This window comes from Cupriavidus sp. 01L46 (genome assembly GCF_056399905.1).
The window spans coordinates 1-12,906 of sequence record NZ_JBFTSF010000185.1; the positions used below are offsets into that span (position 1 = coordinate 1).

At 66.2% G+C, this 12,906-nt stretch carries 11 protein-coding genes and 1 pseudogene; 2 read left to right on the forward strand and 10 right to left on the reverse strand.

Annotated elements, in window-relative coordinates; translation table 11 throughout:
- From AC1DS3_RS25990 to apbC, 10 genes and pseudogenes are all read right to left on the reverse strand, one after another.
- Positions 1-638, reverse strand: a pseudogene (locus tag AC1DS3_RS25990) (formate dehydrogenase subunit gamma); the annotation flags it as partial.
- 52 nt (positions 639-690) lie between these two features.
- Positions 691-924: a hypothetical protein gene (locus tag AC1DS3_RS25995; RefSeq protein ID WP_441633311.1), complete on the reverse strand. Its 234-nt coding sequence runs from the start codon at positions 922-924 to the stop codon at positions 691-693.
- The gene (gene fdh3B, locus AC1DS3_RS26000; RefSeq protein WP_477128245.1) at positions 921-1,580 is read right to left on the reverse strand and encodes a formate dehydrogenase FDH3 subunit beta; all 660 of its coding nucleotides are present in this window, start codon (positions 1,578-1,580) and stop codon (positions 921-923) included. Before fdh3B ends, AC1DS3_RS25995 begins: the two co-directional genes overlap by 4 nt.
- Positions 1,581-1,617: 37 nt before the next feature.
- The gene (locus tag AC1DS3_RS26005) at positions 1,618-4,641 is read right to left on the reverse strand and encodes a molybdopterin-dependent oxidoreductase (protein ID WP_477128246.1); all 3,024 of its coding nucleotides are present in this window, start codon (positions 4,639-4,641) and stop codon (positions 1,618-1,620) included.
- Positions 4,642-4,696: 55 nt separating this feature from the next.
- The gene (locus tag AC1DS3_RS26010) at positions 4,697-4,915 is read right to left on the reverse strand and encodes a formate dehydrogenase (protein WP_441633305.1); all 219 of its coding nucleotides are present in this window, start codon (positions 4,913-4,915) and stop codon (positions 4,697-4,699) included.
- A 136-nt stretch (positions 4,916-5,051) separates the two neighbouring features.
- Positions 5,052-5,690, reverse strand: coding sequence for a TorD/DmsD family molecular chaperone (locus AC1DS3_RS26015; RefSeq protein WP_477128247.1), 639 nt, complete (start codon positions 5,688-5,690; stop codon positions 5,052-5,054).
- A 32-nt stretch (positions 5,691-5,722) separates the two neighbouring features.
- On the reverse strand, positions 5,723-7,897 hold the full coding sequence (locus AC1DS3_RS26020) for a 4Fe-4S binding protein (RefSeq protein WP_477128248.1): 2,175 nt from the start codon (positions 7,895-7,897) through the stop codon (positions 5,723-5,725).
- Between the two features lie 101 nt (positions 7,898-7,998).
- Positions 7,999-8,643 carry a DUF3306 domain-containing protein gene (locus AC1DS3_RS26025; protein ID WP_441633299.1) on the reverse strand — a complete coding sequence of 215 codons (645 nt, stop codon included), beginning with the start codon at positions 8,641-8,643 and terminating at the stop codon, positions 7,999-8,001.
- Between the two features lie 16 nt (positions 8,644-8,659).
- Positions 8,660-9,232 (reverse strand): DUF3305 domain-containing protein, encoded by a 573-nt coding sequence (locus AC1DS3_RS26030; protein ID WP_441633297.1) that lies wholly within the window; start codon positions 9,230-9,232, stop codon positions 8,660-8,662.
- A 5-nt stretch (positions 9,233-9,237) separates the two neighbouring features.
- On the reverse strand, positions 9,238-10,326 hold the full coding sequence (apbC, locus tag AC1DS3_RS26035) for an iron-sulfur cluster carrier protein ApbC (RefSeq protein WP_441633295.1): 1,089 nt from the start codon (positions 10,324-10,326) through the stop codon (positions 9,238-9,240).
- A gap of 328 nt (positions 10,327-10,654) precedes the next feature.
- Here apbC and AC1DS3_RS26040 point away from each other — a divergent pair, with 328 nt between their 5' ends.
- Together AC1DS3_RS26040 and metG are read left to right on the forward strand one after the other, a co-directional pair.
- Positions 10,655-11,287 carry a YiaD family glycine zipper/OmpA-like lipoprotein gene (locus tag AC1DS3_RS26040; RefSeq protein ID WP_441633293.1) on the forward strand — a complete coding sequence of 211 codons (633 nt, stop codon included), beginning with the start codon at positions 10,655-10,657 and terminating at the stop codon, positions 11,285-11,287.
- A gap of 324 nt (positions 11,288-11,611) precedes the next feature.
- A partial coding sequence (gene metG / locus AC1DS3_RS26045; protein ID WP_477128249.1) for a methionine--tRNA ligase occupies positions 11,612-12,906 on the forward strand: 1,295 nt, incomplete at its 3' end.

The window sequence follows — 12,906 nt, forward strand, 5'->3', positions numbered from 1 at the left end:
AGCAGGAAATGCTTGCCGAACAGCATCACGATGCCCGAGACCGCCAGCGTGACGAATGAAATCGCCATGGTCCAGTGCACCATGCGCTCCAGCGGCGTGAAGCGCTGGATCATGCGGCCGGTACGCGGCGTCTTGAGCGGGATCGTGCCGCGCCAGAAGAAAAAGGCCAGGATCGCGGCGGGCACGACCACGATCAGCCAGCCGCCCCAGACGGTGATCACCCCGTTGCGGAACAGGCGCCACTTCTGCCCGGTGCGCTGGATCAGCACCCCGGCTTCCTTGGCTGGCAGGCTGCTGTAGTGCGCCTGGTCGGAATTCGCCTCGCGCCAGACCGGCGCATTGTTGCCAGGCTGCGCCTTGGTACGCGCCTGCTGGGCTTGCGCCTCGGCCGCGAGGTCGCGGCGCGGCACGTTGAAGATATTCTCGGAGGCAATGCCCGCGAAGGGCTGGGCCGGATGCGTGGCGGGGTTGTTGGCATCGGCGGGTGCGCCGGCGGCCTGTGGCGCGGAGGCGGCCTGGGGAGCCTGCGCCCGCGCGGCCCCTGGCGATGCCAGCATGGCGAGCACGGCCAGCAAGGCCAGCGCGCAGGCTACGCCCGCCAGGAAGCGGAACCAGCCAGGATTGTGCATCGGCTTCATAGGCCCTCCGTCGGGTCGGCCAGGGTGCGCCCCGGGCTTCGCATCGCCGCTGTCATGGCGTGCGGTTGTATTCGTTCTGGTACTGGTTGCGCTCGCGGATCTGGTTTTGCCAGCTGGTCTTGTCGCCCGGCGTCCAGCCCTTGGCCACGAAGGGGTCGCCCCGCGCGCCCTCGTACGCCGGCGCGTCGGATTTCTTGTACGCCGCCGTGGCGGTCTGCGCGCGCTCGCCGCAGGCGGCCAGCGCGGTGCAGCCGGCGGCCAGCAGGATCAGCAACAGGCGGGTCATGATGGCTGCGCTCCTGAAGCGGGGGGCGCGGCGGGCGGCGCCGCGCCCGCGGTACCCTGCGCGGCGCCCTTGTTGCCGTAGGCCGTGCCCCAGCCGAACACATCGCCGCCCTTGCCGCGCTTGATCACGCGGTTGCGCAGTATGTCGGCAATCACGTCGCCGTCGCCACCCAGCAGCGCCTTGGTCGAGCACATTTCCGCGCACAGCGGCAGCTTGCCTTCGGCCAGCCGGTTGCGTCCGTACTTCTCGAATTCTTCGTCGCTGCCGTTTTTCTCCGGCCCGCCGGCGCAGAACGTGCACTTGTCCATCTTGCCGCGCACGCCGAAGGTCCCGGCGCTGGGGAACTGGGGGGCACCGAACGGGCAGGCGTAGGAGCAGTAGCCGCAGCCAATGCAGACGTCCTTGTCGTGCAGCACCACACCGTCGTCGGTACGGTAGAAGCAGTCGACCGGGCACACCGCCATGCAAGGCGCGTCCGAGCAGTGCATGCAGGCAACCGAGATCGATTTCTCGGCGCCGACGATGCCGTCGTTGATGGTCACCACGCGGCGCCGGTTGACGCCCCACGGCACCTCGTGCTCGTTCTTGCAGGCGGTGACGCAGCTGTTGCACTCGATGCAACGCTCGGCGTCACAGATGAATTTCATGCGTGCCATGGTCGTTCCTTGCCCTTGCTCTCGCGTTTGCCCTCGATCAGGCGAACCGTGCGATCTGGCAGATCGTGGTTTTGGTTTCCTGCATCATCGTCACCGAGTCATAGCCGTAGGTGGTGGCCGTGTTGACGGCCTCGCCGCGCACGATCGGCATCGCGCCCTCCGGGTAGTAGTCCTTCAGGTCCTTGCCCTGCCACCAGCCAKAGAAGTGGAACGGGATGAAGGCGGTATCCACGCCGACGCGCTCGGTCACCAGCGCGCGCACCTTGATGTGCGCGCCGGTGGGCGTGCTGACCCAGCAGAAGTCGCCGTTGCGGATGCCGCGATCGGACGCCGCGCGCGGGTTGATCTCGACGAAATTCTCCTGCTGCAACTCAGCCAGCCACGGGTTGGACCGGGTTTCCTCGCCCCCGCCCTCGTATTCGACCAGGCGGCCGGAAGTGAGGATGATCGGGAATTTCTCGTAGAGCTTGTTCTCCACGTTGCGCTGCTGCAGCGACTTGTACAACGTGGGCAGCCGCCAGAACGCCATCTTGTCGTCGTGCGTGGGGTACTTGGCGACCATGTCGGGCCGGGTGGAATACAGCGGCTCGCGGTGCTGCGGGATCGGGTCGGGGAAGTTCCACACGATGGCCCGCGCCTTGGCGTTGCCAAAKGGGTGGCAGCCATGATTCTTCAGCACCACGCGCTGGATGCCACCGGACAAATCCGTCTTCCAGTTCTTGCCTTCGGCCTTCTGCTTCTCGGCGTCCGTCAGCTCATCCCACCATCCCAGCTTCTTGAGCAGCACGTGGTCGAACTCCGGATAGCCGGTGGTGATGTCCGCGCCCCTCGAGTATGAGCCGTCCTCGGCCAGCAGGCTGACGCCGTCGCGCTCCACGCCGAAGTTGGCGCGGAAGTTGCCGCCGCCGTCCATGACGTTGCGGCTGGTGTCATACAGGTTGGGCGAGCCGGGGTGCTTGAGCTCCGGCGTGCCATAGCACGGCCACGGCAGGCCGAAATAATCGCCGGTCAGGTCGTAGCCGGTCAGCGGATCCTTTCCGCCCAGGCAACGCAGCGTGCGCACGTCGAACTTCTCCATATTGCGCATATGAGACTTGAGCCGCTCGGGAGATTGCCCGGTGTAGCCGATGGTCCAGTTGCTGGCGTTGATCTCGCGCAGGATGGATTCGACTTCGGGCTCCATCCAGGTCCGGCCCGCGCGCTTGACCTCGTTGAGCTTGAAGTTCTTCGACAGCTCCTTGCCAAAGCCGAGCCGGTCGGCGAAGGCCTGCATGATGGTGTGGTCCGGCATTGACTCGAACAACGGTTCGATCACCTTCTCGCGCCACTGCAGCGAGCGGTTGGAGGCCGTGCAGGACCCGGTGGTCTCGAACTGCGTGCAGGCCGGCAGCAGGTAGACCGCTCGGTTCGGGTTGACCTTGTCGCCTTCCGCCGGCGGCATATTGGCCATCGCGGCGGTGGCCGACGGATAAGGGTCGATCACCACCAGCAGGTCGAGCTTGTCGAGCGCCTTCTTCATCTCCAGCCCGCGCGTCTGCGAGTTGGGCGCGTGGCCCCAGAAAAACACCCCGCGGACGTTGTTGTCCTGGTCGATCAGCTCAGGCTTCTCGGTAACGATATCGATCCAGCGCGACACCGTGGTGCCGGACTTCTCCATCATCGCCTGCGAGGCGTACTGCTTCTTGATCCATTCGTAGTCGACGCCCCACACCGCGGCATAGTGTTTCCACGCGCCAGTGGCCAGGCCGTAGTAGCCTGGCAGGGAATCCGGGTTGGGGCCCACGTCGGTCGCGCCCTGCACATTGTCGTGGCCGCGGAAGATGTTGGCGCCGCCGCCCGACACGCCGATATTGCCCAGCGCCAGCTGCACGATGCAGGAGGCGCGCACGATGGCGTTGCCGATGGTGTGCTGGGTCTGGCCCATGCACCACACCAGCGTGCTGGGCCGGTTCTTGGCCATGATCTCCGCCACCTGGTAGACCTGCGCCTCGGGCACGCCGCAGACTTCCTCGACCTTGTCCGGCGTCCACTTGGCAAGGACTTCCTCCTTGACCTTGTCCATGCCGTAGACGCGATCGTTGATGTACTTCTGGTCTTCCCAGCCGTTCTTGAAGATGTGGTACAGCACGCCGAACAGGAATGCGATATCGGTGCCCGAGCGGACCCGTACGTAGTAATCGGACTTCGCGGCCGTGCGGGTGTAGCGGGGATCGACCACGATCACCTTGCAGCCGCTCTCCTTGGCGTGCAGCAGGTGCAGCATCGACACCGGGTGCGCCTCGGCCGCGTTGGAGCCGATATACAGCGCCGCGCGGGCGTTCTGCATATCGTTGTACGAGTTGGTCATCGCACCATAGCCCCAGGTATTGGCCACGCCGGCCACCGTGGTGGAGTGGCAGATGCGTGCCTGGTGATCGGTGTTGTTGGTGCCGAAGAACGATACCCACTTGCGCAGCAGGTAGGACCCTTCGTTGCTGTGCTTGGAGGAGCCGACGAAGAACATCGAGTCCGGCCCGGTCTGCTGGCGGATCTCTTTCATCTTGGCGGTGATCTCGTCGAGCGCCTGATCCCAGCTGACGCGCTGGTATTTGCCGTTCACCAGCTTCATCGGGTACTTCAGCCGGTACTCGCCGTGGCCGTGCTCGCGCAGCGCGGCGCCCTTGGCGCAGTGCGCGCCCATGTTGATCGGCGAATCGAAGACCGGGTTCTGGCGCACCCACACGCCGTTCTGCACCACGGCGTCGACAGCGCAGCCCACCGAACAGTGACCGCATACGGTGCGGCGCACAACGATATTGCCMTGGCCTTCGCCAGTGCCGGCGGCACCTGACGCATCCGCGGCATCGGCCCGGCGCAGCAGCGTCAGCTGCGAAGCCGCCAGCCCCACGCCCACCCCGATGCCGGAGCGCTTGAGAAAGCTGCGCCGGTCCATGGTGGGCATGGCACCCGCCAGCCCCGCAGCCAGACGCTCGGAGAGCCGGCCGCCAGCGCGCTCGCCCGAGCCGCTAGCCAGTTGCGAAGATGCGCTGCCCTGCGCCGCGCGTTTGCGGGTCAAGATCATGTATCACCCCAGGATGGAAACGAGGTAGAGCGAGGCGTGCGCCGGGCGCGACCACTCACACCAGCGTAGTCCGGTAGTACTTGCGAATATGTTCTGTGACCCGGTAGCCGTCGCCGTCGGTCGGCGTGGCATCGGGAATGGCCGCGGCCAGGCTGGGCACGGCGGGCATGGCCGGGCCGCGCGACGTCAGCGCGGCGGCGGCGCCGGCAGCGGCAACAACCCCGGTGCCGGCAAGGAAGGCGCGGCGCGCGGCCTTCGGCTGCTTGTCTTTCATTTTGGGGGGCTCCTCGGCCTGTCCAGACCGATTACCAATCCTGTTATGAACGCTATTGCCTATTTTAGAATGATATGTGCCGAAAGACCATGGATCCACGGGATTTCCATGATGGCAATCAAGAACTTGCGTGCGATCAATGCATTTCCAGCGCGATCGCCTCGACCGCCATGAAGGCCTTGAGCAGCGCGGCCACGCGGGCATAGAAGCGCGCGTGCGGATGCGCCGCCGCGCTGTCGCACAGGGTTTCCACCCATGACTGCAGATGGCGCGAGAAAAAATGCTGCTGCTCGGCAAGGTTTGCCACGCCGGCATCCTCGCCCGCCACCAGGAAACGCATCACCTCGCACAATGTGGCGATGTGATCCTCGGTCTCGCTGACATTGTCCTGGCGCACCAGGCCATAGCGCGCCAGGTCGTCGCGCAGCGCCACCAGCGGGCGCTCATTGAGGAAGCCGGTCTGGTAGTAGGAGCCGTACAGCAGGACTTCCGGCTTGCCCACGCCGACGAACAATTCCTGGTATTCGTCGCCGGCTTCCTCGGCCGTGGTGACCGATGCTGCGTCGCACAAATCATTCCAGGCGTCGCCCAGCGGCGTGGCGGCGTCCTCGCCGTGCGCGCGGTTGGCGGCGATATGGTGCAGCAGAGCGGCATCCGGCGCGCGATACAGCAGCGTGGCCAGCAGGCCGTAAAGGTCCGCCCGGGCGGTGTCTTCTGCGTCGGGCGCCGCGTGGGCGACCGGAGGGATCAGCTGGATAGGCTGGAAATCTGTCATGTCGTGATGATTCTCAAGGATKGCCTGCTTGGCTATTGCAAGGCGTTGCCGCTGGCCTCGCCGCCGTTCTTTTCCAGCATGTCGACGACGCGGCAATCGCCGCACATCTTCAGGCGCTCGGCGGCCTCGCCGGCAAACGCCGGGTGGCTCGCCAGCCGGGCCAGCATGGCATGCACCATCTGGGCGGTGCCAAACGGCTTGGCGCAGCGAATGCAATGGAAGGGCTGGGTCTCGGCCAACGTCACGGTGCGCCGCGCTTGCTCACCGGTGAGCAAGCGCGGCACCAGGGTGATGGCGTCTTCCGGGCAGGTCTTCTCGCACAAGCCGCACTGCACGCAGTTGCGCTCCAGGAAGCCCAGCACTGGCTGCTCGGGATTATCGCGCAGGGCTTGCGAGGGACAGGCGCCAACGCAGGCCATGCACAACGTGCAACGCCCGGTGTCCACCGCCACCGCGCCCAGCGGCGCCCCGGCAGGCAGCGCAACGCTGGCGGCCGGGCGCGGCGCATTGCGCACGAGATGATCAAGCGCAAAATCCAGCGTCTCGCGCTTGGCGGCCGCAGCGTGGAACACGGCGGGTGGCGCGGCTGGCCGGTCGCCCCCCGGCGCGGCCAAGGCCGATAGTTGCGCATCCAGCGTGGCGGCATCCGGGCCGTCCACCAGCGACAGGCGTTCGCCGTCATAGCCGAGGCCCGCCAGAATGGCCTGCCCCACGGCTACCTGCCCGGCCAGCGCCGTACGGTATTGCGGAGCCTCGTCACCGGTGAGCATCACGGCGACGCGGCCAGCGCCCCAGCAAATGGCCGCCAGCCACAGCTCAAGCCCGCACGCAGCCGGGTGGAACAACCCCACCGGAATCACATTAGGTGGCATGCCGTGGGCCTGTCCGGCGCGCGCGGCGCGGCCCAGCGCCAGGATGGGCGCATTGCCGTGCTCCTCGCCATGCAGCATCAGCACAGCGTCGCGCCCGCCCGCAGCGCGGTAGGTCGAGATCAGGGTGCGCAGCCGCTCGCCGAGGTGATCCGGCTTGGGATAGGCATAGCTGATGGCGCCGCTCGGGCACACCGTGGTGCACGCGCCGCAGCCCATGCACAGGTTCGGCGTGACCTCGATGCGGCCGCGCCCGTCGTGCCATTGCGAGCGGATCGCTTCGGTGGAGCAGATGTCGATACAGGCCGTGCAACCCGTGGTCTGGTTGCGGCCATGCGCGCAAAGTTTCTCCTTGTACTGGAAGAACTTCGGCTTCTCGAACTCGCCCACCAGCTGGACCAGTGCCAATGCCTGCGCATGCTGGCGCAGCGCATCCGCGCCGGCGTACAGGTAGCCCTGCGGCGGCGCGTGCATGAGAAAGGCCGGCGTGTCGGCCAGGTCGAACACCAGGTCAAAGCGTTCCGTGGCAGTGGCGCCCGGGCGGTCGAAGTCGATCGCGGCGGCGGCGCCGCAGGCCTTCACGCAGGCGCGGTGCGAGCGGCAGCGGTCCAGGTCCACCTGGTAGCTGAAATCGATGGCGTCTTCCGGGCAAGCGTCGATGCATGCATTGCAGCGCGTGCACAGGTCCAGGTCGATCGGGTTGCTGCGTCCCGCGCCGGTCTCCCAGCTGGCCTCGAAGGCGCCCAGCCATCCGCCGAGCTTGACCAGCTTGCCGCTGTGCACGGGGAATGCCCGCGAGGCGGGCAGGCCGGCCGGGGCCATGGCCCCTGTGGCGGCGGCGCTGAGCAGCACCGAAACATCCATGCCGGCTTCGGCCAGCTTACCGGCCCAGGGGATCGCGCGGTCGGCGGGGCCTAGCACCAGCACGGCGCCGCCGGAGCGGTAGTCCACCACGGGCACCGGATCCGGGTCCGGCAGCGCGGCGGCGGCCAGCAAGGCGGCGATCTTGGCGTTGGCGGTTTTCGGGTCGCGCCGCGCCCCCTGCGACCAGCCACCGGTCTCGCGGATATTGACGAAGCGCACGGGCGCCGTCATGGTGCCCTCGGCCTGGCGCCGGGCGGCTACCTCGGTAAACAGCGCGCGCTCCTGCGTGCAAGCCACGATGACATCGTCGGTGCCGGCGAGCGCGGCGGTGAAGTCTCCGATCTCGCGGCGGCACAGCAGGTGATGGACCTTGAGTGGCGTCTTCACGCCACCCGCGGGCGCGGGAACATTGCCCGACAATGCCGCCCCATCAAGCGGCATCGTGTCGTTGCAATTGCAGATCAGCGTCGGCATGGAGAGTGCGGCTGGCCGGCCTGGCCGCTCCCTTTGTCGGGAGTCTTGCCGCCGGCGGAATGTGGGGGGAAGCCTATTGTAGGCCGCGCCGAGGGCAGCGACTACGCGTGTTTGCCTGGGGCGGAATGGTCGGCCGGGGACGCGGCAGGAGGCAAGCCGGCATCGGCATCGGTGGCGGCATCGGTGGCGGTGGCGGTGGCAATGCCGGCCTCCCCAGCCTCGCCGGCTGGTTGTGGCAATGCAGCAGATGGCTCGGGCGTCGCCAGGGCAGCGTCTTGCACATCGGGCCCTTCTTGCTGTGCGCGAGCCGCCGCCAGTTCCTCGTCGGTGGGCGCGAACAGCCCCAGCGTCTCGGACTGGCGCATGCGCCGCAGCACATCCAGCGGAATCGGATCGGGCTGGCTGTAGTCGTCGATATAGGTATCGAGGCCGTCCATCACGTTGAAATGCGGATCGGCGAACAAGGTCTTGAGCGCGGCGCGCTTCACGTCTTCGTCCACGCCGCGCACGACGAAGCGGGCGATGCTGTCGCCCGGCTGCAGCAAGGCGGCATCGGCTAGCGTGGGGAGCGGTTCAGCGGCTGGGGTAGGTGGAACGGGGTCTGGCAGTGCCTGGGCTACCGGCGCCTCCCTGCCGGGAGGCACGGACGACTCCGCCGGCAGGGGTGGCTCAGCCTCAAGCGGCTTGCCGTCGCGCGCCGCGGCCTTGCGGCGGGACCAGCGCGACAGGAAGGAAGCATCGCTCATGCGMGGCCTGCCTGCATCAGTAGCGCGCCCTGTCCTCCGGCGCCTTGAATGATTCCGGGCGGCGGCGTTTCTTGGGCTCGGGGTGGTAGTACTGGGCCACGTAGGCTTGCAGCCACTCCTGCTGGTCAGGGGCCAGCGGCACGTTCTCGACGGTTTCGCCGGCGTCGAGCCAGCGTCCGGCCTCGTTGTAGGACAGTGTCACCGTCACCGGCACCGGCAGCGGCTCGCCGTCGCGCGAGGTCGGCACGGCAGCCTGCCCGCCCTCCTCTGCCATGCGCCACAGCACGAACCAGCAGGGCGCGGTGGAAGTGAGGTTGAGGTAATAGCCCTCGGCCTCGTCGCGGAACAGCGTGACGGCGTAGCCCGGGTACAGCCAGCGCGCGCCGTGTTCGTCCTGCGCCAGGCAGTGGGGCACGGCGCCGAATTCGCCAAGATCCGGCAGCACGGCGCCGAGTTCCCATTTCCAAGGCTGCCAGCGGCTGGCCAGCGGCACGCGGTGCATCACCACGGCCATGGTCACGCCGGGCCGGCCGGCGGGCACGGCGTCGGGGGCCGGGTTGCCTGCAGCGGAGTCGGCTGGCGTGTCCATGGGGATCAGGTGTTCTGCACCACGATGCTGGGGAACTTGCTGGTCATATCGCGGGCGCGGTCGGCCACCTTGATGGCCACCTTGCGCGCCATGGTGCGGTACAGCTCGGCGATCGGGCTGTCAGGATCGGACACCACGGTGGGCCGGCCGCTGTCGGCCTGCTCACGGATCGAGCGGTTAAGCGGCATGCTGCCCAGCAGGTCCACGCCGTAGTCCTCGCACATCTTCTCGCCACCGCCCTCGCCGAAGATATGCTCGACGTGGCCGCAGCTCGGGCAGCAGTAGACAGCCATGTTCTCGACGATGCCGAGGATGGGGATGCCCACCTTCTCGAACATCTTCAGGCCCTTCTTGGCGTCCAGCAGGGCAATATCCTGGGGAGTGGTGACGATGACAGCACCCGTCACCGGCACTTTCTGCGACAGCGTCAGCTGGATGTCGCCGGTGCCCGGCGGCATGTCGACGATCAGGTAATCGAGATCATGCCAGTTGGTCTGGCGCAGCAACTGCTCTAGCGCCGAGGTCACCATCGGGCCGCGCCACACCATCGGGTTGTCCTGCTCGATCAGGAAGCCGATCGAGTTGGCCTGCAGGCCATGGCCTTCGAGCGGCTCCATGGTCTGGCCATCGGACGACTCGGGGCGGCCATCGATGCCCAGCATCATGGGCAGGCTCGGGCCGTAGATGTCGGCGTCGAGCATGCCCACGCGGGCACCCTCGGCGGACAGCGCCAGCGCCAGGTTGACGGCGGTGGTGGACTTGCCCACGCCGCCCTTGCCCGACGCCACGGCGATCACGTTCTTGACGCCCGGCAGCAGCTTGACGCCGCGCTGCACCGCATGGGCCACGATTTTCATGCTGACGGCCACGTTGGCATTGGCCACGCCAGGCAACTGGCGCAGCGCATCCACCACTTGCTTGCGAATCGGTTCCAGCTGGCTCTTGCCGGGATAACCCAGCTCCACTTCCAGCGACACATCGCCGCCTTCGACCCGCACATTGCGAGCTGAACGGGTGGACACCAGATCCCGGCCCGTGTTGGGGTCGATCACGGTGCGCAGGACTTCGGTAACCTGGTCGACGGTGAGGCTCAAGACAATCTCCGCTACTGAATATGGGAATATGGGGGAAGGCGCGTACTGTATCAAAGTATGAGCGAAGTGCGGCGCAAGGGTAACGTGAGGGTAACGCGAGGGTGGCAGGCCCGTGATCCGCACGTGGAATTACACGCACTTACAACTGTCACAGCAACAGGCTTGTGCACCCGGCATCATCTCCTTATTGTAGTGCGCCAGGAACGCGAGCCCGGTGAATACGGTCCAGGCCCTTGTATTCGGGTGTCTTCCGCGTTATTTCTAGCGGTGTTGCGCGCACCACGTCAAAATCAGCCAAAACAAAACGCTTCGTCCTGAAGGAGAAAGCATGAAACTCAAGCTCGTCAGCCTTGCCATTGTCGCCACCCTTGCCGCGGGCTGCGCCACAGAACAAGGCACCCAGACCGCGGTCGGCACTGGCGTGGGCGCAGCGGTCGGCGCCGGCCTGGGCAACCTGATCGGCGGCAATACCACCGGCACGCTCGTCGGCGCGGCGGTCGGCGGGGCCCTGGGCGGGGCCACKGGTTACAACTGGAACGCAATCCGCGGCAAGCTGAGCAAGGACACGGCGGGCACGGGCACGCAGATCACCGAGCAGCCGGACGGCTCGCTCAAGGTGAACATCCCAAGCCAGGTGACCTTCGATACGGACAGCGCCACCATCAAGCCGTCGTTCCGCTCGGTGCTCGACCAGGTCTCGCAGACCCTTGCCCAGCAACAGGACGTCTCCGCCACCGTGGTAGGCCATACCGACAGCACCGGCAACCCGAACTACAACATGCAGCTGTCGCAGCGCCGCGCCCAGAGCGTCGCGACCTACCTGGGTGACCGAGGCGTCGCCCGGCCCCGCCTGGCAGCCGAAGGACGGGGCCAGACCCAGCCGGTTGCGGACAATGCCACCGAGGCCGGGCGCGCGCAAAATCGCCGGGTCGAAATTTATTTGAAACCAATTCAGAGATGATGCGGTCATAGAAATAGGTACCGCTTGTCACCGTTGCTGGCTCGCGATGGGTGGCTGACCTCCCGGGCGGTACCTGATTTCTCCTCCTTTTCCGTTGTGGAAAGCTGCGCCGGCTCTGACCGGCGCTTTTTTTGTCCGCAGCCTGTTTAGTGCATCTTAAGTCACTAAACGCCAGCCAAAGCACTCTCTTCCCGCCACGCCCCTGCGCAGTGCACGCGCTGCCCGCCCCGCTTGTTAGAATAGCCCTCTCACGGTGCCCGCCCGACTTTGGTGGCGACGCCCCCCGCCTTTCCGTCCAACCCCCTCCTGACCGGCAATTTTTCCATGACCGCACGTCGCATCCTCGTTACTTCTGCCCTGCCCTATGCCAACGGCCAGATCCATATCGGCCACCTGGTGGAATACATCCAGACCGACATCTGGGTGCGCTTCCAGCGCATGATGGCGAACGAGGTCTACTACGTCGGCGCGGACGACACGCACGGCACCCCGGTGATGCTGCGGGCCGAGAAGGAAGGCATAACGCCCAAGCAGCTGATCGATCGCGTGTGGACCGAGCACAAGCGCGACTTCGACAGCTTCATGGTGTCGTTCGACAACTACTACAGCACCGACTCGGATGAGAACAAGCAGCTCTCCGAGAAGATCTACCTGGCGCTGAAGGCCGAGGACCTGATCGCCGAGCGCGAGGTCGAGCAGTTCTACGACCCGGTCAAGAACATGTTCCTGCCGGACCGCTTCATTAAGGGCGAATGCCCGAAGTGCGGCGCCAAGGACCAGTACGGCGACTCATGCGAAGTCTGCGGCACCACCTACGTGCCCACCGACCTGAAAAACCCGTACTCGGTGGTGTCGGGCGCCACGCCGGTGCGCAAGTCCTCTGCGCATTACTTCTTCAAGCTGTCCGACCCGCGCTGCGAAACCTTCCTGCGCGAGTGGGTGGCCGACCTGGCCCAGCCGGAAGCGGCCAACAAGATGCAGGAATGGCTGGGCGCCGAAGGCGAGGCTTCCACGCTGTCGGACTGGGACATCTCGCGCGATGCGCCCTACTTCGGCTTCGAGATTCCCGGCGCTCCCGGCAAGTATTTCTACGTGTGGCTGGATGCGCCGATCGGCTACTACGCCAGCTTCAAGAACCTGGCCGAAAAGAAGGGCATCGATTTCGACGCCTGGGTAGGCCCGCACTCCAGCGCCGAGCAATACCATTTCATCGGCAAGGACATCCTGTATTTCCATACGCTGTTCTGGCCGGCCATGCTGCGCTTCTCGGGCTACCGCACGCCCACCAACGTGTTCGCGCACGGCTTCCTGACGGTGKATGGCGCCAAGATGAGCAAGTCGCGCGGCACCTTCATCACCGCGCAGAGCTATATCGACACCGGCATGAACCCGGAATGGCTGCGCTACTACTTCGCCGCCAAGCTCAATGCCAGCATGGAAGACCTCGACCTGAACCTCGATGACTTCATTGCGCGCGTGAACAGCGACCTGATCGGCAAGTACGTCAACATTGCCAGCCGCGCCGCCGGCTTCCTGGTCAAGCGCTTCGACGGCGTGGTGGACGAGGCCGCTCTGGCCCACCCGCTGCTCAAGCAATTGCGTGAAGCCGCGCCGCAAGT